Annotated in this window: 23 protein-coding genes; 12 read left to right on the top strand and 11 right to left on the bottom strand. The window is 70.9% G+C overall.

Going from position 1 to position 23,649, the window contains the following annotated elements; all coding sequences use genetic code 11:
• The 6 genes from FHP08_RS13360 to FHP08_RS13335 all read left to right on the top strand — a co-directional run bounded on the left by FHP08_RS13360 (position 1) and on the right by FHP08_RS13335 (position 6,563).
• A complete protein-coding gene (locus tag FHP08_RS13360) occupies positions 1-1,146 on the top strand; it encodes a CaiB/BaiF CoA transferase family protein (protein ID WP_225879133.1) in 1,146 nt (381 codons plus the stop codon).
• A gap of 55 nt (positions 1,147-1,201) precedes the next feature.
• The gene (locus tag FHP08_RS13355) at positions 1,202-1,852 is read left to right on the top strand and encodes a cysteine dioxygenase family protein (RefSeq protein ID WP_147704973.1); all 651 of its coding nucleotides are present in this window, start codon (positions 1,202-1,204) and stop codon (positions 1,850-1,852) included.
• The gene (locus FHP08_RS13350) at positions 1,849-2,586 is read left to right on the top strand and encodes an enoyl-CoA hydratase/isomerase family protein (RefSeq protein WP_147704972.1); all 738 of its coding nucleotides are present in this window, start codon (positions 1,849-1,851) and stop codon (positions 2,584-2,586) included. The genes FHP08_RS13355 and FHP08_RS13350 overlap by 4 nt, the downstream gene beginning before the upstream one ends.
• A 70-nt stretch (positions 2,587-2,656) precedes the next feature.
• Positions 2,657-4,777: an acetate--CoA ligase family protein gene (locus FHP08_RS13345; protein ID WP_147704971.1), complete on the top strand. Its 2,121-nt coding sequence runs from the start codon at positions 2,657-2,659 to the stop codon at positions 4,775-4,777.
• On the top strand, positions 4,728-5,564 hold the full coding sequence (locus FHP08_RS13340; protein WP_225879132.1) for an enoyl-CoA hydratase/isomerase family protein: 837 nt from the start codon (positions 4,728-4,730) through the stop codon (positions 5,562-5,564). The genes FHP08_RS13345 and FHP08_RS13340 overlap by 50 nt, the downstream gene beginning before the upstream one ends.
• 39 nt (positions 5,565-5,603) lie before the next feature.
• Complete coding sequence (locus tag FHP08_RS13335; protein ID WP_147704970.1) at positions 5,604-6,563, top strand: Bug family tripartite tricarboxylate transporter substrate binding protein; 960 nt, start codon at positions 5,604-5,606, stop codon at positions 6,561-6,563.
• A 3-nt stretch (positions 6,564-6,566) separates the two neighbouring features.
• On the opposite strand, the gene FHP08_RS13330 is transcribed toward FHP08_RS13335, so the two are convergent.
• The 3 genes from FHP08_RS13330 to FHP08_RS13320 all read right to left on the bottom strand — a co-directional run bounded on the left by FHP08_RS13330 (position 6,567) and on the right by FHP08_RS13320 (position 9,038).
• The gene (locus tag FHP08_RS13330) at positions 6,567-7,454 is read right to left on the bottom strand and encodes a phytanoyl-CoA dioxygenase family protein (protein ID WP_187272293.1); all 888 of its coding nucleotides are present in this window, start codon (positions 7,452-7,454) and stop codon (positions 6,567-6,569) included.
• Positions 7,447-8,268: a phytanoyl-CoA dioxygenase family protein gene (locus tag FHP08_RS13325; RefSeq protein ID WP_147704968.1), complete on the bottom strand. Its 822-nt coding sequence runs from the start codon at positions 8,266-8,268 to the stop codon at positions 7,447-7,449. The genes FHP08_RS13330 and FHP08_RS13325 overlap by 8 nt, the downstream gene beginning before the upstream one ends.
• A gap of 131 nt (positions 8,269-8,399) precedes the next feature.
• Positions 8,400-9,038, bottom strand: a complete 639-nt coding sequence (locus tag FHP08_RS13320) for a GntR family transcriptional regulator (RefSeq protein WP_222707894.1) — start codon at positions 9,036-9,038, stop codon at positions 8,400-8,402.
• A gap of 94 nt (positions 9,039-9,132) precedes the next feature.
• On the opposite strand from FHP08_RS13320, the gene FHP08_RS13315 reads away from it, so the two are divergent.
• The 3 genes from FHP08_RS13315 to gtdA are packed head-to-tail and all read left to right on the top strand — an operon-like array spanning position 9,133 to position 11,792.
• On the top strand, positions 9,133-9,537 hold the full coding sequence (locus FHP08_RS13315; RefSeq protein ID WP_187272292.1) for a VOC family protein: 405 nt from the start codon (positions 9,133-9,135) through the stop codon (positions 9,535-9,537).
• Positions 9,530-10,714 carry a 3-hydroxybenzoate 6-monooxygenase gene (locus tag FHP08_RS13310; protein WP_147704965.1) on the top strand — a complete coding sequence of 395 codons (1,185 nt, stop codon included), beginning with the start codon at positions 9,530-9,532 and terminating at the stop codon, positions 10,712-10,714. The genes FHP08_RS13315 and FHP08_RS13310 overlap by 8 nt, the downstream gene beginning before the upstream one ends.
• A 19-nt stretch (positions 10,715-10,733) precedes the next feature.
• On the top strand, positions 10,734-11,792 hold the full coding sequence (gene gtdA / locus FHP08_RS13305) for a gentisate 1,2-dioxygenase (RefSeq protein ID WP_147704964.1): 1,059 nt from the start codon (positions 10,734-10,736) through the stop codon (positions 11,790-11,792).
• Positions 11,793-11,797: 5 nt separating this feature from the next.
• Here the strand turns inward: gtdA and FHP08_RS13300 are convergent, their stop codons facing one another.
• The 5 genes from FHP08_RS13300 to FHP08_RS13280 form a co-directional block, all read right to left on the bottom strand.
• On the bottom strand, positions 11,798-13,219 hold the full coding sequence (locus FHP08_RS13300) for an APC family permease (RefSeq protein ID WP_147704963.1): 1,422 nt from the start codon (positions 13,217-13,219) through the stop codon (positions 11,798-11,800).
• Complete coding sequence (locus FHP08_RS13295; RefSeq protein WP_147704962.1) at positions 13,219-14,172, bottom strand: class I SAM-dependent methyltransferase; 954 nt, start codon at positions 14,170-14,172, stop codon at positions 13,219-13,221. The genes FHP08_RS13300 and FHP08_RS13295 overlap by 1 nt, the downstream gene beginning before the upstream one ends.
• Positions 14,173-14,315: 143 nt before the next feature.
• Positions 14,316-15,488, bottom strand: coding sequence for a M20 aminoacylase family protein (locus FHP08_RS13290; protein WP_147704961.1), 1,173 nt, complete (start codon positions 15,486-15,488; stop codon positions 14,316-14,318).
• On the bottom strand, positions 15,488-16,762 hold the full coding sequence (locus tag FHP08_RS13285) for an ArgE/DapE family deacylase (RefSeq protein WP_147704960.1): 1,275 nt from the start codon (positions 16,760-16,762) through the stop codon (positions 15,488-15,490). The genes FHP08_RS13290 and FHP08_RS13285 overlap by 1 nt, the downstream gene beginning before the upstream one ends.
• A gap of 59 nt (positions 16,763-16,821) precedes the next feature.
• Positions 16,822-17,433, bottom strand: a complete 612-nt coding sequence (locus FHP08_RS13280) for a LuxR C-terminal-related transcriptional regulator (RefSeq protein ID WP_147704959.1) — start codon at positions 17,431-17,433, stop codon at positions 16,822-16,824.
• A gap of 82 nt (positions 17,434-17,515) precedes the next feature.
• Here FHP08_RS13280 and FHP08_RS13275 point away from each other — a divergent pair, with 82 nt between their 5' ends.
• The 3 genes from FHP08_RS13275 to FHP08_RS13265 are packed head-to-tail and all read left to right on the top strand — an operon-like array spanning position 17,516 to position 21,071.
• Entirely contained in the window at positions 17,516-18,685 is a 1,170-nt protein-coding gene (locus FHP08_RS13275; RefSeq protein WP_147704958.1) for a thiolase domain-containing protein, read from the top strand.
• Complete coding sequence (locus FHP08_RS13270; RefSeq protein WP_147704957.1) at positions 18,682-20,274, top strand: AMP-binding protein; 1,593 nt, start codon at positions 18,682-18,684, stop codon at positions 20,272-20,274. The genes FHP08_RS13275 and FHP08_RS13270 overlap by 4 nt, the downstream gene beginning before the upstream one ends.
• A 2-nt stretch (positions 20,275-20,276) precedes the next feature.
• On the top strand, positions 20,277-21,071 hold the full coding sequence (locus FHP08_RS13265; protein ID WP_147704956.1) for a 3-hydroxybutyrate dehydrogenase: 795 nt from the start codon (positions 20,277-20,279) through the stop codon (positions 21,069-21,071).
• Positions 21,072-21,077: 6 nt separating this feature from the next.
• Here FHP08_RS13265 and FHP08_RS13260 read toward each other — a convergent pair whose 3' ends face one another.
• The 3 genes from FHP08_RS13260 to FHP08_RS13250 are packed head-to-tail and all read right to left on the bottom strand — an operon-like array spanning position 21,078 to position 23,624.
• Positions 21,078-21,752: a dienelactone hydrolase family protein gene (locus tag FHP08_RS13260; protein WP_147704955.1), complete on the bottom strand. Its 675-nt coding sequence runs from the start codon at positions 21,750-21,752 to the stop codon at positions 21,078-21,080.
• 20 nt (positions 21,753-21,772) lie between these two features.
• Positions 21,773-22,738, bottom strand: coding sequence for a tripartite tricarboxylate transporter substrate binding protein (locus FHP08_RS13255; RefSeq protein ID WP_147704954.1), 966 nt, complete (start codon positions 22,736-22,738; stop codon positions 21,773-21,775).
• 46 nt (positions 22,739-22,784) lie between these two features.
• Positions 22,785-23,624 carry a thioredoxin family protein gene (locus FHP08_RS13250; protein ID WP_147705147.1) on the bottom strand — a complete coding sequence of 280 codons (840 nt, stop codon included), beginning with the start codon at positions 23,622-23,624 and terminating at the stop codon, positions 22,785-22,787.
• Positions 23,625-23,649: the final 25 nt, after the last annotated feature.

The raw sequence follows: 23,649 nt of genomic DNA, 5'->3' as shown, positions 1-23,649 counted from the left end.
GTGCATCCCTTGGCCGGCGTCAGGGTCGTCGAGTTCTGCCAGGTGGCGGCGGGCCCGTTCTGCGGCATGCTGCTGGCCGATTTCGGCGCGCAGGTCGTCAAGATCGAGCCGCCGGAAGGCGACGGGCTGCGGCAGTGGCCGCCCATCCGAAACGGCTTCTCCGAGAATTTCGCCTCGCTGAACCGCGGCAAGCGCTCGATCGCGCTCGATCTGAAGAAGCCCGAGGATCTCGAGGTCGCCCGCGCGCTGGTGCTCGAGGCCGATGTCCTGGTCGAGAACAATCGCCCCGGCGTCATGCAGCGCCTGGGGCTGGGCTGGGACTGGTTCGGCCCGCGCAAGCCCGCGCTGGTCTACTGCTCGATCTCGGCCTATGGGCAGAGCGGGCCGCGTTCCGGCGAGGGCGGCTTCGACCTGACCATCCAGGCCGCTGCCGGCGTGATGAGTGTGACCGGAGAGCCCGACGGCGCCCCGGTCAAGTGCGGCGTGCCGGTGGCCGACTTCACCGCGGGCCTGTACGGCGCCTTTTCGATCGCGTCGATGATCGCGCGGGTGCGCGCCGGCGGGCCGGGCGGCCAGGTCGACGTGCCGATGTTCGCCACCACGCTGGCGATCGCTGCCTTGCAGACCAGCGAGTACTTCGGAACCGGCCGGAATCCGCGCAAGCTGGGTTCGGCGCATCCTCGCAATGCGCCCTACCAGGCCTATCGCGCGCGCGACGGCTGGTTCGCGATCGCGGCGGGCAACGATCGCCTGTGGCGCTCCGTCTGCGAGGTCGTGGCGATGCCCGAGCTGCTCGCCGACGAGCGATTCGCCACCACCACCCTGCGCGCGGCCAACCAGGTGGCGCTGAAGGACCTGCTCGAGGCCCGCTTCGTGCTCGACGACGCGGCGCAGTGGCTGGCGCGCTTCGAGAAGGCCGGCGTGCCGCACGCGCCGATCAACGGCTACGACGAGGCGCTGGCCGATCCGCAGGCCGCCCATCTCGAACTCGTGCGGCCGATGACGATGCCGGGCGGCACCGACACGAAGACCTTCGTGTGCCCGGTGCGCATCGACGGCGCGCCGGTCGTGGTGAACACCCGCGCGCCGGCGCTCGGCGAGCACGAAGACGAACTTCGCGCGGCAGCGAAGCGGACCGTCGTCTGACGGGCGCTCCCGCTCGAGCCGCTGTGGCATGGCAGAACTGTCAGGAGATCATGGAATGAACACCCGACCCGACCAGGCGCCCGCGCAGGGCGTCGAGCCGATCGCGCCGCTGCGCGAGTTCGTCGTCGCGATGACCCGGTTGGTCGAGCGCACCGACCACGAGCCCGCCTTGCTCGCCGAAGGCCGCGAGCTGCTGGCGAAGCTGATCGCCCGCGACGACTGGCTGCCCGAGTTCTGCGCGCAGCCCGACCCGCAGTTCTACCGTCAGTACCTGCTGCACGCCGATCCACTCGAGCGTTTCTCGGTGGTGAGCTTCGTCTGGGGCCCCGGGCAGCGCACGCCGGTGCACGACCATACCGTTTGGGGGCTGGTCGGCATGCTGCGCGGCGCCGAGCTGTGCCAGCGCTGGAAGCGCGAGGCCGATGGCCGCCTGGTGCCCGACGGCGAGCAGGCCACGCTGCGACCCGGCGAGGTCGACGCGGTGTCGCCCACGGTCGGGGACATCCACGTGGTGGCCAACGGGCTGCCGGACCGGCCGTCGATCAGCATCCACGTCTATGGCGCGAACATCGGGGCGTTGCGTCGTCACGTCTTCGATCCGGAGACCGGCGCGTCCAAGGACTTCGTGTCGGGCTACTCGTCGGACCGGGTGCCCAACCTGTGGGACCGCTCGGCGGCGGTGCGCGGCGGGGCGGGCGCGAAGTGAGCGCGCCCGTCGCCGTTTCCGCCGCGGCCGACGGCGTCGTCACGATCACGCTGGACCGCGCCGAGCGGGGCAACGCATTGTCGGCGGATTTCGTCGAGGCCTTGATCGGCGCCTTCGGCCGCGCCGCGGCGGACGCGTCGGTGAACACGGTGGCGTTTCGAGCGAGCGGCCGACACTTCTGCACCGGCTTCGACCTGTCGGACCTCGATGGCGAGACGGACGCGACGCTGCTCTGGCGCTTCGTGCGGATCGAGATGCTGCTCGACATGGTGTGGCGGGCGCCGGTGCGCACCGTGGCGATCGGCCAGGGCCGGATCATGGGCGCCGGCGCCGACCTGTTCGCCGCCTGCGACCTTCGCCTGCTCGCGCCGGGCGCGAGCCTGCGCTTTCCCGGCGCGGGATTCGGGATCGTGCTGGGCACGCGTCGGCTCGCGCGCCGGGTGGGCGACGCCACTGCGCTTCGCTGGGTGAGCGAGGCGACCACGATCGGCGCCGACGAGGCCGCCGAGACGGGACTGGCCAGTGCGGTGTTGACGGTCGGCGCCGGAGAGGCAGGCTCGGGCGCGCTCGCGCCGGTCATGGTGGACCGCCGGACCTGGGCCGGGCTGCGCGCTGCGATCGCCGACGACGGGTCGGACGCCGACCTCGCGGCGCTCGTCCGGTCGGCATCGCGTCCGGGCCTGAAAGCGCGGATGGCGGCCTATCGCGAGCGCCAGCTCGGAGGCTCGCGCTGAATCCTCTGCCTCTGCCGGCCTGCTCGCCGGCCGTCTTCCTTCCCAGAGAACCCAATCAGGAGAAATGAACATGAATGCTCCCGCCCCGTCGGCCCCTGTGCCGGTGGCCGAGGTTTCGCAGTTGCTCGCCCCCCGTTCGGTCGCGGTGATCGGCGCCTCGGAAGACCAGACCAAGTTCGGCGGCCGGCTGTACCGGATGCTGATCAAGCACGGCTACGCCGGCACCATCTATCCCGTGAATCCGGGCCGCGAGAGCCTGTTCGGCATCAAGACCGTGCCCTCGGTCTCGGCCACACCCGAGGCACCGGACATGGTCGTCATGGCCTTGCCCCGCGCGAAGGTCAAGGACGAGATCGCGGCCGCTGCCGCGCGTGGCGCGCGCGGCGGCATCATCATCACCGCCAAGTTCTCCGACGCCGGCCCCGAAGGCGCGGCGCTGGAAGCGGAGATCGTCGAGATCGCGCGTGCCCATGGCATGCGCCTGATCGGCCCGAACTGCCTGGGCATCATCAGCCCGGCCAATCGCGTCGTGCTTTGCTCGTCACCGGCGCTCGATGTCGATGCCTTGCCGGTTGGGCCGATCGGCTTCGTCAGCCAGAGCGGTGCGCTGATGGCCACGATCTTCGACCGGGCGCTCGAAATGGGCGTCGGCTTCTCCCATTGCGTCTCGGTCGGCAACCAGGCGGATCTCGAGCTGTGCGACTTCGTGGAGTACCTGATCGAGGATCCGCGGACTCGCGTGATCTGCACTTACATCGAGGGCATCAAGGACCCGCGGCGATTCGCCGAGCTCGCACGCCGGGCGCGCGAGGCCGGCAAGCCCTGGCTGGCGGTCAAGGCCGGCCGCACCGATGCGGGCAGCCGCGCGGCGTTCTCGCACACGGCGAGCATCGCGGGCTCGCACGCGGTGCTGGCATCGGTGTGCCGGGACGAGAACATCACGATGCTCGACGACACCGGCACGATGATCACCCTCGCCGCCGCACTCGCCAGGCACCCCGACGCGAGGGTCGAGACCGTGGCCGTGCTGACCACTTCCGGCGGGGGCGGCGCGCTGGCCGCCGATGCGATCAGCAGCGGCGGACTGAAGATGGCCGATTTCGCGCCGGCGACGCGCGCTGCGCTGGACGAGCACTACTCACCGGGCCAGGGCCTGAATCCGGTCGACTTCGGTGGGCGGAAGTTCGACGACGCCGCCGACGTTTCGAAGGTGACGGCCGAGATCGTGGCCGCCGATCCGAACACGGACGCGCTCCTCTACGCGATCACCACGGCGCCGATGATGGAGCGGCTGGCCGATCAGCTCGCGGCGGGCATGACGGACGACCAGGGCCAATCGCGCAAACCCGCGTTCTGGGTGATGCAGCCGGGCCGTGCGGCCGACCGGGCGCGCGCAGTGCTGCGCGAGCGCGGCATCGCGTTCACCAACCACACGGGCGAGGCAATCGATGCGCTGGTCGCCTGGCATGCGCGCAGCGGCTTCGTGCCCAGGACGCGGCCCGAACGGCCGGCCGGCGCCACGGTGGCCGCGCCTGCCGCAGGCCAGTACGACGAGGCGGCATCGAAGGCGATCCTCGCCGGCTACGGTGTGCCGGTGAACGAGTCCCGGCTCGTGCGCGGGGCGGACGAGGCGGCCACGGCGGCCCGGGAACTGGGCTACCCGGTCGTGATGAAGATCGTCTCGGCCGACATCGTCCACAAGTCCGATGTCGGAGGCGTTGCCGTGGGAATCGCCGACGATGCTGGCGCAGCCGCGTGCTATCGGCAGATCGTCGACCGGGCCCGCGCCGCGGTGCCGACAGCGCGCATCGATGGTGTGTCGGTCCAGACGATGGCATCCGGAAAGCTGGAAGTGATCGTCGGCGCGCGCCGCGACGCCCAGTTCGGGCCGATCGTCGTCGTCGGTGCCGGTGGCGTGCTGGTGGAACTGCTTTCGGACCGTGCGATCGCGCGGGCGCCGATTGCCGCAGCCGATGCGCGGCGGATGCTGGAGTCCCTGTCGGTCTGGCCCGTGCTGTCGGGGTATCGCGGCAGGGCGTTGGCCGTCGACGCGGTGGTCGATGCCATCGTGCGCGTGAGCTGGCTGGCGCACGACCTGGGATCCCAGGAGTTCGAGCTCGACGTCAATCCCTTGATCGTGGATGTCGACCGGTGCGTTGCGGTCGATGCACGCCTGCGCGTCGGCGCCTGAGCCACCCTCCCTCTTCAAGAACGCGGAAAAAGGAAAAGCGGAAATGGAAAAGATCATTGTCACCAACCACGACGACGGCGTCACGCTGATCGCCATCAACCGACCCGAAAGGCGCAATGCGATCTGCGCACAGACTGCGCTGGAGCTCCAGGCCGCCTTTGCGGAGTTCGATCGAAGCGGGACGCAGCGCATCGCCGTCCTGACCGGTACCGGTGACGAGGCTTTCTCGGGCGGCGCCGACGTGACCAATCTTCCGGAGCTGTGGCGCTGCGTGCCGACCGTCGGCATCTCGACCGACAAGCCCATCATCGGTGCGGTCGGCGGGTGGTGCGTCGGCGGCGCGATGGTCATTGCGATGATGTGCGACCTGATGGTCGCGGCCGACAACGCCAGGTTCTCCTATCCGGAAGCGAAGCTCGGATTCACCGGCGGGATGATCGCCGGTCTGGCGGGCCGAATTCCGCACAAGATCGCCATGGAGATCATGATGCTCGGGCGCACCGTCGATGCGGCCCGCGCGCACGAGATCGGCCTGGTGAACCAGGTGGTGCCGAAGGGCCAGCAGGTCGAAGCGGCGCTGGCGATGGCGCGCGAACTGGCGGGGATGGCGCCGCTGGTGCTGCAGACGATCAAGCGATTCGTCACCGAGTCGGTATTGGCCCAAGGACCCTCCGAGAAGATGGGCCGTGCGCAGCGGGAGCTCGGAATCGTCAGGGACAGCGCGGACATCGAGGAAGGCATGCTGGCATTCCGCGAGAAGCGCGCCCCCCGTTTCACTGGCCGCTGACCTGCCGGCCGTTTGACACTTCATAAGGAGACCGAAGTCATGAAGCGACGTACCCTCGTGATGGGCGGCGTGCTTGCCGCCTTGTCGATCGCAACGAGCCCTTCCATGGCCAACGACTGGCCCGCCAAGCCAGTGCGACTCATCGTGCCGTATCCGGCGGGCGGGAATTCGGATCACATCGCCCGTTTCATCGGCGAGCGGGTCGGACAGGCAATCGGGCAGCCGATCGTGGTCGAGAATCGCGCTGGAGCTGGGGCCACGATCGGCGCCCAGGCGGCGGCCAGCGCACCGGCCGACGGCTACACCTTCCTTCTCGCGCCCACCGCTGTGGTGGCCATCACGCCGCACTTGCGCAAGGTCCCCTACGATCCTGCCGACCTGACGCCGATCGCCAAGGTCTCCGGGAGCTACGGCATGGCGGTCGCGCGGAAGGATCTTCCGGCCAACGACTTCAAGGAACTGGTCGAGCTTGCCAGGAAGTCTCCGGGAAAGCTGACTTTCGGCTCGGCCGGAACCGCGACGATTACGCACTTGATCGGCGAGATCGTCAACATGAAGGCCGGGATCAAGACGTTGCATGTGCCCTACAAGGGCTCGGCGCCGGCGCTGAACGACCTGATCGGCGGCCAGATAGACCTGATCTACGATTCGGTTGCGCTGACCGCGATCAAGGCGGGCCAGGCGAAGCCGCTCGCCGCGACGGGCAAGTACCGGCACCCCGAACTTCCTGATGTTCCGACCACGGCCGAGCTTGGCTATCCGATGGACACGAGCAGTTGGTTCGGCCTCTTTGCGCCCAAGGGCACGCCTGCCGCCGTCGTCGACCGGATGTCTGCGGAAGTGCAGAAGGCGCTCGCGGACCCTGCCGCCAAGTCGAAGATGGAAGCCTTCAGCCAGTACCCCGACTACGAGAATCCCGCCCAGTTCGCGAAGACCGTCGCCGCCGACAGCGCGATGTTCAAGGCGTTGATCTCGACGGCCGGCATCAAGGTCGACTGATGCTCAGCGGCGCCGCTCGGTCTGCAGGGAATAGATCGACGAGTACCCGCCGCTGAAGTCCGGCGGAAGCTCGATGAGGCCGGCCTCCACCCGCGCGTGGGTGGCCGGCTCGCCACGCACCATCCGGTTGCGGTGCCGACTGTCGATGACCGGCGCGGTGTAGGCGAAGGCATCGGCCGCGGCGTACTGGATGATCCAGGTGGTGCGGATGTCGGGCGAGGGGTTCGGCGCCGATCCGTGGACCACCAGTCCGTGGTGCGCCACGACGTCGCCCGGGTCCACCTCGCTGTCCTCGGCGGTGGCCAGCTCCCCGGCGCTCATGCTCTGGTTGCAGTTGAGCACGTAGCGCCCGTCGGCCCAATGGCTGCGTGCCCCGCCGCGGTGGCTGCCCGGAATCGTGCGCAGGCAGCCGTTGGCCTTGCGCGAGGGCGTGAGCGGCACGCTGAGCGCGACCAGGTTCGCGTTGGTGTGCGGGAACACCGGCCAGTCCTGGTGCCAGCCGATCTCCTCGCCGCCGCCGGGCAGCTTGAAGTTGATCTTCGAGTGATAGAACTTGACCGGTCCACCGATCAGGTCCGCGGCGATGTCGCCGAGCACCGAATCGAAGGCGGCCTGCTCGAACACGGGGTCCAGTTCGGTCGGGCTCGACACGCGGCGGATCCGCGGGCTGTCCGCGCGGTGGCCGGCCGAGAGGTCGTAGTGCGAGGTCTTCGCGGCAAGCGAGCGGCCGGCCTCCCACAGGCGCGAGGTCGCGCCGCGAAGCGCCTCGACCAGCGAAGCCTCGAGGACCTGAGGGACCGTGACGAAGCCGCGTTCGCGGTACTCGGCGAGCAGGGCCCGATCGACGACAGGCCGGTGAGGCGGGCGTTGCGCGGCAAGGACTTCAGGCATGGGCGGCTTCCCTCGGAGGCGCGAGCAGCTCATCGGAGCCGACCTGAAGCGCCTGCCAATTGGTGGATCGGACGTAGTCGGGCCGCGGATTCGGCACCTCGTGCGGCCGGTTGCTCACGCGGTTGTAGACGAAGTACACCTGCCAGCGGTCGAAGCGCGACAGGTTGTGCCCCGATGCGTGAAGGATCAGCGGATGGAAGAAGACGACGGCGCCCGGCTTGCCGACGATGGGCACCGGATCCGGGCTCCGCGCCATGATCTCGATCAGTCGCGGTTTCGGCACCACCCAGAGCTTGTAGGAAGTCGTGCGGTCGTCGAACTCGGGCTCGACCAGTCCCGCCTTGTGGCTGCCGGGAATGAAATACAGGCAGCCGTTGGCCTCGGTCGGCTCGTCGAGCATCAACAGGGCGGTGCTCATCGGATCGGCGCCGGGAACGCCGTCGTTCCTCCAGGTGCCGTAGTCCTGGTGCCACTGCCAGACCGAGCCGTCGATCGCCGTCTTCAGGTTGCACTTCGTGTGATGGACGTATAGCGCTTCGTCGCCCAGCAGCTGTCGGGCGGGCAGGAGCAGGCGCGGGCTGCGCGCCGCAGCGTGGAAGACCGGCGATGCGGTGGGCCCGTCGGACTCGTGCACCCGGTAGATCGTCTTGGCGACGCCGCCGATGCGCTCGCGGACCAGATGGTCCGTGTCGATCGCCTGGATGCGGGCGAGCTCGGCCTTCATCGCCGCCACTTCCTCGGGCGAGAAGAGGCCGGGCAGCACGACGAAGCCGTCGCGCTGGTACCGGTCGAGTTGTTCCGCGGTGAGCTGCATCGGGCGCCTCCGGCAGGTTGTCGAGACCTGATGGTATATCACTGGCATGCCAGTGACAAGGGGATGCCAGCGGCAAGAGGAAGCCGCGAGGGTCGTCCGCGCGGAACGGGCGCCGGGCCTGGCGCGCCGGCTCAGGTGTCCGGAAGCGTGGCGCGCGCGAATTCGAACAGGTGGTCGATCAGCGCGTCCGACGACGCTGCGGCGCGCGCCTCGTCCCCGCTGCCGATCGCCTCGGCCACCGCCGCGTGAAGCGCGACCGTCTCGGCCGAGAGCGGGCTGTCGGCCTGGTGGTGGAACCAGAAGCGCCGCGAGACAGCGTGCAGCGCGGCCACGGCATTGGCTGCGACCTCGTTGCGGGCCGCGTGTGCGGCCTGCTGGTTCAACGCGTCGTCGAGCCGCAGGAAACCGTGGAGGTCCCCTTTCCTTCCCGCCTTCAGCATCCGCGCCCCGATCTCCCCGATCCGGGCCCGCTCGGCCGCGCTGGCGCGGCGGGCGGCCGAGCGGGCGATCAGGCGGTCGAGCTCGCGTCGTGCCTCCAGCACCTGGAGCTGCAGGCGGACATCGATCGCGGTGACGACGACGCCGCGACGCGGCAGGATCTGCACCAGGTACTCGCGAGCGAGGCGCTGCAACGCCTCGCGGATCGGGGTGGTTCCGATGCCGATCCGCTCGCTGAGCATCGCTTCCGACACGACGCAGCCCGGCTCGAGCTCGAGCGTGACGATCAGCTCCTCGAGTCTGCGGTACGCTTCCTCGTTGAGGGTGAGCACGGGTGCGGCGGGCTTCGGTGGTCTGGCCTGTGCGTTCATGGCCGGGGAGATTACCAGCGGCCGGCCCGACGCCCATGTCCTGGGGGAGACGCAGATGACCGTGACCGCGATAGACCATGTGAACCTGTCCGTTCCGTCGGCGCGGCTGCCCGAGATGCTGCGCTTCTACACCGGCATCGTGGGGCTCGTCGAAGGCGAGCGGCCGAACTTCAACTTTCCCGGCCACTGGCTCTACGTCGACGGCGGACGGCTGGCCGCCCTGCACCTCGCCTCGTATTCCGAAGACGAGCTCGCGCTGGCGCAGCCCACCGGACGCTTCAACCACGTCTGCTTCCGCATGACCGGCCTCGCCGCGCTGAAGGGGCGGCTGGACGCCGCCGGCCTGCAGTTCCGCGAGCAGCGCAGGGAGGGCAACCCGGTCATCCAGCTGTTCGTTCGGGATCCGGCCGGGGTGATGGTCGAGCTGTCCTTCGATCGACAGGCGGAAGGCGATGTCTGATCGAATCCTGATCGTCGGCGGCGGCATCGGCGGGCTGGCCGCGGCGCTGGCGCTCTCGCGCCGGGGCCTGCGCGCCACCGTGCTCGAGCAGGCCGAGCACATCGGCGAAATCGGCGCGGGCATCCAGCTCGGCCCGAATGCCTTTGCCGCCTTCGACGCCCTCGGCGTGGGCGAGCGCGCGCGCGCCCGCGCGGTCTTCACCGACCGCATGGTGATGATGGACGCGGTCGACGGCTCCGAAGTCGCCTCGGTGCCGGTGGGCGAGGCCTTCCGCAAGCGCTTCGGCAATCCCTATGCGGTGATCCATCGCGCCGACGTTCACCAGTCGCTGCTCGAGGGCGTGCGGGAATCCGACCGGATCGACTTCCGCACCTCGACCCGGATCGTGGCGATCGACAACCGGGCCGACGGCGTCACGGTGCGCGACCAGCGCGGCAACGCGTTCCAGGGCGCGGCGCTGATCGGCTGCGACGGTGTGCGCTCGGTGGTGCGCCAGCACCTGGTGGGCGACGACGTTCGGGTGTCGGGCCACGTGGTCTACCGGGCGGTGGTCGACGCCGAGGACTTTCCCGAGGATCTTCGCTGGAACGCGCCGGCGATCTGGGTGGGCCCGAACTGCCACCTGGTCCACTACCCCTTGCGTGGCGGCGAGCAGTACAACCTGGTCGTCACCTTCCACAGCCGGCAGAAGGAGACCTGGGGCGTGACCGACGGCAGCCCCGAGGAGGTGAACGCCTACTTCGACGGCATCTGCGACCGGCCGCGCCGGCTGCTGAAGCTGCCCAGGAGCTGGAAGCGCTGGGCCACCGCCGATCGAGAGCCGATCGAGCGCTGGTCGCACGGCCGCGCCACGCTGCTCGGCGACGCCGCCCACCCGCTGCTGCAGTACCTGGCGCAGGGCGCCTGCATGGCGCTGGAAGACGCGGTCACGCTGGGCGAGGCCTTGCGCGCGCAGAAGGGCGACTTCGTGACGGCCTTCGGGCGCTACGAGCGCTCGCGGGTCACCCGCACCGCGCGGGTGGTGCTGTCCACCCGCGAGATGGGCCGGATCTACCACGCGAAGGGCGTGGAGCGCCTGGTGCGCAACGACCTTTGGAAGAGCCGCACCCCGGAGCGCTTCTACGACGCGCTCGAGTGGCTGTACGGCTGGCAGGTCGAGACCTGCCTGGCCGATTGAGCCGACACCGGAGGACACGATGAGCACCCCGCCCGTCACGACCGCCGCCGCGACCGCCGCGAGCCGCGAGGCCTTCTACCAGCGGCTCGACGCGCGCAGCATGGCGCCCCTGTGGACGCGGCTGAAGTCCCTGGTGCCCAAGGACCCGACGCCGGTCGGCGTGCCCTGCCTGTGGCGCTACGACGAGGTGCGGCCGTACATCATGGAGTCGGCCGAGCACATCTCGGCCCGCGAGGCCGAGCGCCGCGTGCTGATCCTGGAGAACCCGGCGCTGCGGGGCAGCTCGCAGGCCACCGGCACGCTGTACGCGGGCCTGCAGCTGATCATGCCCGGCGAGATCGCGCCGGCGCATCGGCACACGCAGTCGGCGCTGCGCTTCGTGATCGAGGGCAGCGGCGCCTACACGGCGGTGGACGGCGAGAAGACGCTGATGGCGCCCGGCGACTTCGTGATCACCCCGGGCTGGACCTGGCACCACCACGGCAACGAGGGCAGCGGACCGATGGTCTGGCTCGACGGCCTGGACATCCCCATGGTGGCGCACTACAACGCCACCTTCCGCGAGGACCACCACGCCGAGGCGGCCGAGATCGCGCGGCCCACCGGCGACGCGCTGGCGCGCTATGGGTCCGGCCTGCTGCCGGTCGGCTATCGCGCGCCGTCGCTCAACTCCCCGATCTTCAACTATCCGTACGCGCGCACCCGGGAGGCGCTGCACGCGCTGACCCGCGCCGGCGATCCCGACCCTCACCTGGGCCACCTGATGCGCTACGTGAATCCGGTGGACGGCGGCTGGGCCATGCCGACCATGGCGCCGACGATCCGCCTGCTGCCGAAGGGCTTCCAGGGGCTGCCTTTCCGATCGACCGACGGCATGATCTTCGTGTGCGTCGAGGGCGAGGGCGCGGTCGAGGTGGGCGGGCAGCAGATGGCCTTCGCGCCGCGCGACGTGTTCGTGGTACCGGGCTGGACGAGCTACCGCCTGCGGGCCGGCGTCGACACCGTGCTGTTCTCGTTCTCCGACCGGGTGGCGCAGGAGAAGCTGGGCCTGTATCGCGAGGAGCGTTCGCCGGGCTGAGGCCGTCAGGCGCTGTGCGAGGCGCGCGCGCCGCGGCGGCCCAGCGCGTCGATGGCCCAGAGCAGCAGCGCGCCCAGCACCAGCACACCCACCCCGACCAGCGCGCCCACCTGCACGTAGGCCAGCGACGACCACAGCATGTAGGCGCAGACCGCCGCGAAGGCCAGCGGCAGCAGCGGGTACAGCGGCACCCTGAACGGCCGCTCGGTGTGCGGCTCGCGCACCCGCAGCACGATCAACGCGATCGTGCACAGCAGAAAGAAGGTCCAGAACACCGGCGCGGTGTAGTCGACCATGGTCTGGAAGCCGCCGCGCGTGCCGCTGCCCAGCAGCACCAGCGCCAGCGCGAAGCCCGACTGCGCCAGCAGCGCGTTGACCGGCACGCCGCGCCCCGGATGCCAGTGGCCCAGCGCGGCCAGCGCCGGCCAGTCTCGGCCCACCGCGAAGTTGGTGCGCGCGCCGACGATCATCGTGGCGTTGATCGAGGTGAGCGCGGCCACCGCGACCATGACCGAGATCAGCGTTTCGCCGGCGCGGCCGAAGGCCACCCCCAGCAGATCGGCCGCCACCGCCTTGCTCTCGGCCATGCCGCCGATGCCCAGCCCGTGCAGATAGGCCCAGTTCACCAGCAGGTAGAGCGCGGCGATGATCGCGATGCTGCCCACCAGCGCGCGCAGCATGTTGCGCCGGGAATCCTTCAGCTCGGCGCTCAGGTACGCCGCCTCGTTCCAGCCGCCGTAGGTGAGCAGCACGAAGACCATGGCCAGGCCGAAGGCGGCGGGGCTGGGCGCGCCGCCGGACGCCCCCGAGGCGTCTCCGGAGGCGCCATCCGTCGCGCCGGCTGCGGCCTCCGCGCCGCTTGCCGCCGCCCCCGCTGCGGCGCCGTCGCCGCCCACGAACAGCCACAGTCCCGCGACCACGATCAGCAGCAGTCCGAGCACCTCGGCCAGCGTGAGCCAGGCCTGGGTGCGCGCGCCCGTCTGGATGCCGCGCAGGTTGACCCAGGTGAGCGCGATCACCGCCAGCGCCGCCCAGAGGGCTTCGCTGAACGGCCCCAGCCTGAGGATCTGGCTCATGTAGTCGCCGAACACGAAGGCCAGCAGGGCGATCGAGCCGGTGGTGATCACCGAGAAGCGGGCCCAGGCGAACAGGAAGGCCACGCGCCGGCCGTAGGCCCGATGCAGGAAGTGGTAGTCGCCCCCGGCATGGGGCCAGGCGGCGGCGAGCTCGGCATAGCAAAGCGCGCCGATCAGCGAGACCAGCGCCCCGCCCGCCCAGGCGGCGAACATCCAGCCGGGCGAGCCGGTGAACTGCGCGACCAGCGACGGCGCCTTGAAGATCCCGGCGCCGATGACGATGCCGACGATGATCGCGATCGCGTGGCGCAGCGACAGCGTCTGCTGCGGATCGGGGCCGGGGGGCGCCATCAGTTGTCGTAGATCTCGTTTTCCTGCGCCGGCGCCGAGCCGATGATCGCAGGCGCCTTGCCGATCCGGGTGGCGGTGAAGGGCGCCCCGCTCGCGCCGTCGTAGACGGTGCCCGAGACGTTGTCGCCGTCGATCCGGCCGTCGAAGCGCCGCAGCCGGCCTTCCTCGTCGGTGAACGCGAACCGGACCGTGTCGCCGGCGACCTTCGGCTCGCGAAAACTGGTCTCGAAGTCCTCGAACACGATGCGGCCGCGGAAGTTCTGGAAGGTCTGCTCGACCGCCAGGGCGGCGACCGCCGGCCCCTTGCGCTGCGGGAAGCGCAACTGCCAGTCGCCGCCGAAATTGGCGGGCACCAGCCACAGGTGGGTCGACGCGCTGCCGACGCGCGAAGTCTCGTCGGGCGTCCAGTTGCCGAGCCTGAACTCGTGCGACACGACCCGGGTGCCAGGCTTGAGCGCCATCAGGCGATGGCGCAGCCGCATGTTCAGGTGCGGCAGCAGGTACATCGTGATGACCGAGGCCGGCGAGAAGTCCGACTCGAAGATGTCGGCCTTCTCGAAGCGCGCGCGGTCGGCCACCCCGGCTGCCTGTGCGTTGCGTCGCGCATGCTCGACCATCTGCGGCTCGTACTCGACGCCCAGCCCTCTCGCGCCGAACTCGCGGGCCGCGGCGATCACGATCTTGCCGTCGCCCGCGCCGAGGTCGATCACGAAGTCCGAGGCCGAGACCTGCGCCATGGACAACATGCGGGTGACCAGCTTGTCGGGCGTGGGGATCCAGATCACGTCTTTCCCGGACTGGCCGCGCTGGGGCTGGTAGTCCTGGGCGCCACCGGCGGGGGCCTGGGCGAGCAGCGTGCCGGCCAGGCCGGCGCCGGGCGCTGCCGCGCCGCCGAGCAGCAACGATGCGCCCGACAGCGCAAGGAAGTCCCTGCGGGTGCGAATGGATGGCATTCCGGTCTCCTGAGCTATCGCCAGTCTAGGAAACGCCGCCTCGCCCGGTCCGAATGTCCTAGCGCGGCAGCGGGACAAGCGGTTCCGGAAGGGCCTTCGGCGGGGGCCTGCCGCCTCGCCGCTTCGCCGCTGCGCCGGCAGCCTCAGCCCCGGGCCAGCTTGTGCTCGACGGCCCGCACGAAGAAGCCCACGCCGAGCGGGATCGCGTCGTCGTTGAAGTCGTAGGCCGGGTTGTGGACCTCGCAGGAGCCTTCGATCTCGCCGTTGCCGATGTTGAGGTAGCAGCCGGGCACCCGCTCGAGCATGAAGGAGAAGTCCTCGCTCGCCATGATCAGCGGCGGGTTGCGCTCCACGTTGTGGGCGCCCACCAGCTCGGCGCAGACGGCCGCGGCGAACTCGGCCTGCGCCGGATCGTTGATCGTGGGCGCGAAGTTGACCCGGAAGTCGACCTTCGCGGTGGCGCCCATGGCCCGCGCGACGCCCTCGGCGGTGCGCTTCATGTGCTCGCCGATCATCGTCATCGTGGCGTTGGAGAAGGCCCGCACCGTGCCCGACAGCCTGGCGGTCTGCGGGATCACGTTGTAGGCGTCGCCGGCGTGGAACTGCGTGATCGACAGCACCGCGGTGTCGACCGGCGCCACGTTGCGCGACACGATCGTCTGCAGGGCCGACGCGATCTGCGTGCCGACCATGATCGGGTCGACGCCCGACTCCGGCCGCGCCCCGTGCGCGCCCACGCCGGTGATGTCGATGTCGAAGAAGGCGCCGCCGGCCATCATCGGGCCGGCGCGCACCGCGAAGCGGCCCACCGCCAGCTTGGGCCGGTTGTGCATGCCGAAGATCGATTCGCAGGGAAAGCGCTCGAACAGGCCGTCGTCGACCATCGCCTTCGCGCCGCCCAGGCCTTCCTCGGCCGGCTGGAAGACGAAGTGCACGGTGCCGTCGAAGTTGCGGGTGGCGGCGAGCACCTTGGCCGCGCCCAGCAGCATCGCGGTGTGGCCGTCGTGGCCGCAGGCGTGCATGCGCCCGTCATGGCGCGAGCGGTGATCGAAGCTGTTGGCCTCCTGGATCGGCAGGGCGTCCATGTCGGCGCGCAGTCCGATGGTGCGGGGCGACGCGCCGTTGCGCAGCACGCCGACCACGCCGGTGCGGCCGACGCCGCGGTGCACCTCGATGCCGAAGGACTCGAGGCGCGTGGCGACCAGTTCGGCGGTGCGGCTCTCGGCGAAGCCGAGCTCCGGATGCGCGTGGATGTCGCGGCGCCAGGCGGTGAACTCGGCGTGGTTCTCCTCGATGAGCGGGGGCAAGGTGGTCATTACCTCTCCTCGACGCCGCACCAGTCGGCGATGAACAGCGCGGTGGCCTGCGTGACGCGGCGCACCGACTCCAGCTCCACGCGCTCGTCGAAGCCGTGGATGAACTCGGCGCGCGGCCCGTAGACCAGCGCCGGGGTGTCGGCGTACAAGCCGAAGAAGCGGGCGTCGGTGGTGCCGGTGCTCGCGAAGGGCTGCAGCGGCTGGCCGGTGACCGCCTGGTGAGCGGCGGCCAGGGTGCGCTGGGCCTCGGTGTCCTCGGGCAGCACCCAGCCTTCGGCCATGAAGCCATGGTAGACGACCTCGGGCGGGTGCTTGGCCAGGAAGGGGTCCTTCGCCGCGGCCTTCGCGATCGTGGCCTCGACCTCGGCGCGGGCCTGCATCAGGTCCTGGCCCGGGAAGAGGCCGATGCGCATGTCGAAGGTGCACCAGGCCGGCACGCTGGAGGTCCAGTCGCCGCCCTCGATCTTCGCGAGCACGAAGTTGATCGGATGCGCGTGGCCGGCGAAGGCCGGATGGCCGCGCTCGTTCCACTCGTGCTCGAGCGCGTGCAGCGCCGATACCAGCGGGAAGCAGGCCTCGATCGCGTTGGCGCCCGAGCCGGCGGTCATCACGTGCACCGGCCGGCCGCGCACCTTGACCTGGAACCAGATCACGCCGACCTGCGTGCTCATCAGCGTCTCGCCGAAGGGCTCGGGGATCAGCGCGGCATCGCCGCGATAGCCGCGCTGCAGGCAGGCCAGCGCGCCGTTGCCGGTGCATTCTTCCTCGACCACCGATTGCAGGTAGACCTCGCCGGCGGGCGCGAGCCCGATGCGGGCCAGCGCGTCGAGCGCGAACAGGTTGCCGACCAGGCCGGCCTTCATGTCGCCGCCGCCGCGGCCGTAGAGCCAGCCGCCCTTCACTTTCGGCGCGAAGGGCGGATCGGTCCACATGTCGAGCGGGCCGGTGGGCACCACGTCGATGTGGCCGTTCAGGATCAGCGACCGGCCGCCGCCCTTTCTCGGGCGTTGCGTGCCGACCACGTTGAACGCGTTGTCGTAGGAGATCGCCACCGGCGAGAAGCCGGGCAGGTGACGGATGTCGTCGACCTCGATCTTCCAGCGGTCCACGCTCAGGCCGCGCTCGCGGAAAGCGCGCGCCATCATGTCCTGCGCGGGTGCCTCCTGGCCGCGCAGCGAGGGGCTGGCGACCAGGTCGGCGGTGAAGCGGATCTGCGCGTCGAAGCCGGCGTCGACGGCGTCCAGGATCTTGCGGGTGAGGGTGGCGTCGGGCATGGGCTTGGGGCTGGATGCGTGGAATTCGCCGGGCGGCGCGGCGGGCGCGTGCCGCGTGCTCAGGGCACGCCGAGCACCTTCTGCACCAGTGCCGCGGCGTTCGGTGCATGGTACTTCGCCATCAGGCGCGCGCGGTACTTCTCCACCGTGCGAGGGCTGATTCCGAGATGGCGCGCGCTCTCCTTGCTGGTCTCGCCGCGCACCAGGCCGGTGAGCACCTCGCGCTCGCGCGGCGTGAGCGCGCCGGGGGCGCCCGGCGCTCCCGGGTGGGGATGGCCGCCCAGCGGCTCGAAGGTCCAGGCGGCCAGCGCGAAGGGGGCGGCCGCGTCGGCGCTGCGGCCGTGCACCCGGAACCAGATCAGCCGGCCGCTGCGGTGGCGCATCAGCCGCTCGTCGCCGTACTCGCCGGTGGCCTGCATCCGGCGCAGGCCGCGCTCGCCGATCCGGGCGAACTCCTGGCTGCTCGGGTACAGGCGTTCCAGGCTGGTGCCCTCGAGCTCGACGGGTTCGTAGCCGAACATCCGCGCGAAGGCCGGATTGCACCAGGCGATGGTCCGCTCGCGCGACAGGCACAGGCCCAGCGGCGCGAGCGCGGCGCAGAGCGCAGCGTGCTCCGCATCGCCCGCCGTGGCGGCCGGTGGCGTAGTTTCACGACTTTGCGCGGTGGCCATGGACGGCTACTGTTCGATTCCTGTCCGGAGACGCGCCGGTGCGCGGCGCCCGGCCGATCTTATGCCAGACAAGGAGACGAGGATGTCGGCGGTTGATCTGGTGGGCTTCGGCCACACCCGTTTCGGCAAGTTCCCTGACCGCGACGTGGAGTCGCTGATGCGCGCGGTGGCGCAGCAGGCGCTCGACGACGCCGGGCTCGAGGCCTCGGAAATCGACGGGATCTTCGTCGGCCACTTCAATCACGGCCTGTCGCGCCAGGGCTTCACCGCCGGGCTGGCCGGCGGCCTGCTGCCGGGGCTGCGCTTCAAGCCCGCCACCCGGGTCGAGAACGCCTGCGCCACCGGCACCGCCGCGGTCCACCAGGGCGCGCAGGCGATCCGGGCGGGCGACGCGCGCCGGGTGCTGGCGATCGGGGTGGAGAGCATGTCGCGGCTGCCGACCCGCGAGGTGGGCCAGGCCCTGCTGGCCGCCGGCTACGTGGCCGAGGAGGCCGACACGCCGGCCGGCTTCGCGGGCGCGTTCGCGAAGATCGCCGACGCCTACGCCGCCCGCTTCGGCGCGCCCGAGACGGCGATGGCGAAGATCGCCGCGAAGAACCACGCCAACGGCGCCGACAACCCCTTCGCGCAACTGCGCCAGGCGATCGACGAGTCCTTCTGCGCGACCGAGTCGCCCGGCAACCCGAGGGTGGCCGGCCGCCTGCTTCGCACCGACTGTTCGCCGATCTCCGACGGCGCGGCGGCGGTGGTGCTGGCCGCGGCCGATGCGCGGCCCGCCGGCAAGCCGGCGGTGCGGCTGCGCGCCACCGCCCAGGTCACCGACCTGATGCCGATGTCGGCGCGCGACATGAGCGAGCTGGCCGGCTGCCGCGAGGCCTGGCGGCTGGCGCTGGACCGCGCAGGCCTGTCGCTGGCCGACCTGGACTGCGTGGAGACCCACGATTGCTTCACGATCGCCGAGCTGATGCAGTACGAGGCGATGGGGCTGGCCGCACGCGGCCAGGGGGCGCGCGTGCTCGAAGAGGGCATCGTGCATCCTGGCGGCCGGCTGCCGGTGAACGTGTCGGGCGGTCTGAAGGCCAAGGGCCACCCGATCGGCGCCACCGGCGTGTCGATGCACGTGCTGGCCTCGTGGCTGCTGCTCGGGCGCTTCGGCGCGGACAGGCTGCCGCCGGCCCGGCTCGCGGGCGTGTTCAACATGGGCGGCGCGGGCGTTTCCAACTGCGTGAGCATCCTGGAGCGGGTCGAATGAACCTGGCGCACTGGCTGGCGCGCAGCGCCGCGATCTTCGGCGACCGGCCGGCGCTTGCGCACGGCGACACGGTCGTCTGCAACTATCGCGAGTTCGCCGATCGCGCGGCGCGCGGCGCGCACTGGCTGCGCGGCCGCGGGCTGGCGCCAGGCGACCGGGTGGGCCTGTTCCGCGGCAACGCCCCGGACTACCTGGTCTGGCTGTGGACCGTCTGGTGGGCCGGGCTGGTGGCGGTGCCGATCAACGCCAAGCTGCACGGCCGCGAGGCGGCCTACATCCTGGGACACAGCGGGGCCAGGCTCTGCCTGGTCGATGCCGAGCGCGGCCGGACGCTGGGCGCGCACCTGCCGGCAGGCTGCGGGCTGGTCGGCGCCGAGGCCCTGCCCGAGGTTTCCGGCCTGCCGCCCGCGGACATTGCCGAGCGCGCCGAGGACGACGACGCCTGGCTGTTCTACACCAGCGGCACCACCGGCCGGCCCAAGGGCGTGCAGCTCACCGTGCGCAACCTGCGCTGGTGCACGATGGCGTATCTCGCCGAGGTCCAGCCGGTGTCGCCCGGCGACGCCATGCTGCATCCGGCGCCGCTGTCGCACGGCGGCGGCCTCTATCACCTGCCCTACGTGCTGAACGGCGGGCTCAACGTGGTGCCGGCCTCGGGCGGCTTCGACGGCGCCGAGATCGCGGCGCTGGCCGCGCGCTGGCGCAACGCCTCGTTCTTCGCGGCGCCCACGATGGTGCACCGGCTGGTCGAGTGGGCGTCGGCGCGCGCTGCCGGCGGCGCGGGCGCCCGCCCGATCGAGGGCCTGGCCACGATCTGCTACGGTGGCGGGCCGATGTACCTGGCCGACATCGAGCGCGCGCTGGCGGTGATCGGCCCGCACTTCGCGCAGATCTACGGCCAGGGCGAGAGCCCGATGACGATCACGGTGTTGCCGAAGCACGTGGTCCTGGACCGCGCGCAGCCGCGCCACCGCGAGCGCCTGGCCTCGGTGGGCTACGCGCAGCCGATGGTCGAGGTCTCGGTGCGCGACGCCGACGGCCGCGCGCTGCCTGCCGGCGAGCCGGGCGAGGTCTGCGTGCGCGGCGAGGTGGTGATGAAGGGCTACTGGAAGGACCCGGCCGCCACGGCGAAAGCCATCCGCGACGGCTGGCTCCACACCGGCGACGTCGGCGCGCTGGATGCCGACGGCTTCCTGACCCTGCTCGACCGCAGCAAGGACCTGATCATCAGCGGCGGCACCAACATCTACCCGCGCGAGGTCGAGGAAGCGCTGCTCACGCATCCGGCGGTGGCCGAGGTCAGCGTGATCGGCGCGCCGGATGCGGACTGGGGCGAGGTGGTCGTGGCCTGGGTGGTGCTGCGCGCCCCGGCGGCCGAGGCCGAGCTCGACGCGCACTGCCTGGAGCACATCGCGCGCTTCAAGCGGCCCAAGCGCTGGCGCTTCACCGAGGCGCTGCCCAAGAACAACTACGGCAAGGTGCTGAAGACCGAACTGCGCGAGCGCGAGCGGGCGCTCGTCGCGGGCCAGGGCGAGAAGACGGGCCCGGGCGAGACGACGGGCAAGGGCGCAACGAAGGAGGGAGCCTGATCATGGCCGGGAAGACGCTGAAGGGACGGACCGCGCTGGTCACTGGCGCCACGCAGGGAATCGGCGAGGCGATCGCGCAGGCGCTGGCCGCTGCCGGGGCCGACGTGGTGGTGCACGGCATCGAGCCGCAGGCGGGCGGCGAGGCCGCTGCGGCGGCGCTCGCCGGCGTGCACGGCGTGCGCGCGGCCTACGTGCGGGCCGACCTGGCCGACCCGGCACAGGCGGCGGCGGTGGTCGCGCGCGCCGCGCAGGCGCTGGCCGCGCCCGACATCCTGGTCAACAACGCCGGAATCCAGCACACCTGCCCGATCGAGAGCTTCCCGCCCGAGCGCTGGGACGCGATCATCGCGATCAACCTGAGCGCGGCCTTCCACACGATGCGCGCCGCGGTGCCTGCGATGCGCGAGCGCGGCTGGGGCCGCATCGTCAATATCGCCTCGGTGCACGGACTGGTGGCCTCGGTGAACAAGACCGCCTACCTGGCGGCCAAGCACGGCCTGGTCGGCATGTCGAAGGGCGTGGCGCTGGAGACCGCGACCGACGGCATCACGGTGAACTGCATCTGCCCCGGCTGGACCGAGACCCCGATCCTGGGCCCGCAGATCGCGGCGCGCGCCGCCCAGTTCGGCGGCGATCGCGAAGCGGCCATCCGCGACCTGCTCAAGGAGAAGCAGCCGAACCTGAAGCTGCTGCCGCCGTCGCGGATCGGCGAGGTCGCCGCCTTCCTGTGCAGCGACGCCGCCGAAGGCATCACCGGCGTTTCGTTGCCGGTGGACGGGGGCTGGACGGCGCAGTAGCGCCGATCAACCCACGTGCTTGCCCAGGAACTCCAGCGTGCGGCCGCGCGCGAGCTTCGACGCGGCGGCATCGTAGGAGCCGCGCTGGTCGCAGTTGAAGCCGTGGCCGGCGTCGTAGAAGTGCGCGATCGCCGAGGGGTTGGCGGCCGCGACCTTGCGGGCCTGTTCGGGGGTGGGGCTCTTGTCCTGCTCGCCGAAGTGGAACATGACCGGGCAGGCCGGCTTCTCGTCGGCGAAGTTCGGGATGCCGCCGCCGTAGTACGGGATCGAGCAGGCCAGCCCGCCGACCCGTGCCGCCGCGACCCAGGCCACGGTGCCGCCCCAGCAGTAGCCCACGATGGCGACCTTTCCGGCCTGCGCGGCATGCGCCACGCAGGCGGCGACGTCCTTCATCGCGTCGGCCATGTCGACCTTCTGCATGACGGCGATGCCGGCCTGGATCTCGTCGGGCGAGTAGCCGGTGTCGTAGCCGCGCTGCGCGCGGTCGAACAGCGCCGGCGCGATCGCCAGGAAGCCGTCGGCCGCGTAGCCGTCGGCCACCGAGCGGATGTGCGAATTCACGCCGAAGATCTCGGGTGCGATCACGATCGCGCCGCGGGCCTTGCCTTCGGGCGCGGCCACGTAGGCCGCGAAGCGGTGGCCGTCGGCGGCGGTCAGTTCGATGGTGCTGCTGCGGGTCATCCCGGTCTCCTCGCCCGTTCTCAGATCGTGCCGACCAGACCGAGCCGCTCGATCGTCTTCTTCTCGGCTTCGTAGGTGCGCTTCGCCCACGCGGTGTAGTCGGCCGAGTTCATGTAGACCACAGGCTGGTCGAAGCGGTCGACGATCTCCTTGACCTTCGGCTCGTCGAGTGCGGCCTTGAAGGCGTCGTCCAGCTTCTTGACCACCGCCGGGTCCATGCCCTTGGGGCCGATCAGGCCGAAGGGGGAGTCGGACACGGTGTCGTAGCCGAGCTCGGTCAGCGTGGGGATGTCGGGCCAGCGCTTGGTGCGCTTGCTGCCGTAGGTAGCCAGCAGGCGGACCTTGCCGGCTTCGAGGTGCGGGGCCCAGCCGGTGGAGTCGCTCACCGACATGATGTGGCCGCCCAGCAGCGCGACCATTGCGTCGGCGTTGCCCTTGAAGGGCACGTGGTTCAACTTGATGCCGGCGCGCTCGGAGAACTCCTCCATGGCCAGGTGCGGCGAGGTGTTGGCGCCCGGGCTGCCGTAGGTGAACTTGCCGGGGTTGGCCTTCGCGTACTCGATCAGGTCCTTGATCGACTTGATCGGCGAGTCGGCCGGCACGACCAGGCCGAAGGTGTAGCCGGTCAGGCAGCTGATGTAGGTGAAGTCGGCGATCGGGTCGAAGGTCCGGTTCTTCTGCATGTGCGGGATGCGGAACAGGCCCATCGGCGCCTGCGCCAGCGTGTGGCCGTCGGGGCGCGCGCTGCGCAGCGACAGCGCAGCCAGCGTGCCGCCGGCGCCGGGCTTGTTCTCGACGACCACCGAGCCGCCGAGCGTCCTGGTGGCGGCCTCGGCGAACACGCGGAAGACCTGGTCGGTCGGTCCGCCCGCGGAGAAGGCGCAGTAGAGAACGACCGGCCGGGTCGGGAAGGACTGGGCCAGGGCGGGCATGGCGCCGGCTGCGGCCAGCGCGCCGGCGCCGGCGAGGAATTCGCGTCGTTGCATGATGTGTCTCTCCGTGGGTATGTGGCGCGCGATCGCGCCCCGGGTGTCAGAACAGGACCGAGCTCAGCCGCCGCCGCCACTCGGCCACGAGTTGCGGTTGGGCCGAGGCCATGCCGAAGACTTCGATCATGGTCTTTCGGCCGATGTCGTCGCCGAAGGCGCGATCGCGCTTGACGATCTCGAGCAGCTGCTCGAGCGCCGGTGCCCAGGCCTTCTGGTCGACGTAGTGCCGGGCGAGCTCGAGCCTGGCCTCGAGGTCGCCCTCGTTCTCGGCGATGCGGGTCAGCAGCTCGAGCGGAGGCGGCACGTGGGCTTCCTCGGCGAGCTGGCGCGCGCGGGCGATCAGGTCCGCGACCTGCGGGTCCCCCTTCGCCTCGTCGCTCAGGGCCTCGAGCATGGCGAGCGCGGCGCCCGGGTCGCCCTCGAGCAGCACCTGCGCGTAGAGCAGGCGCGCGGTCTCGTGCTCGGGCGCGGTCGCCAGCACCTTCTGGAGCAGCGCCACCGCGCCGTCGCGGTCGCCGCGCTCGAGCGCCTGCATCGCCTGCTCGATCTCGGCGTCGGCGGGATCCGGCAGCAGCCGGTCGATGAACTCGCGCAACTGGCCTTCGGACAGCGCGCCCTGGAACTGGTCCACCGGCTGGCCGCCGACGAAGGCGAACACGGCGGGGATGGACCGGATCCGGAAGTGCTGGGCCAGCTGCTGCTGCTCGTCGGTGTTGACCTTGACCAGCAGGAAACGGCCGCCGTACTGGGTCTCGAGCTTCTCGAGCAGCGGGCCGAGCGACTTGCACGGGCCGCACCAGGGCGCCCAGAAGTCGAGCAGAACCGGCTTTTGCATCGATGCGTCGATGACGTCGGCCTGGAAGCGTTCGAGCGTGGTGTCGATCATGGCGGTGGGTTCGGGATGCGGA

The sequence above is a fragment of the Zeimonas arvi genome, assembly GCF_008039575.1.
Classification (GTDB): Bacteria; Pseudomonadota; Gammaproteobacteria; order Burkholderiales; family Burkholderiaceae_E; genus Zeimonas; species Zeimonas arvi.
This window is presented reverse-complemented; position numbering and strand designations above follow the sequence as displayed.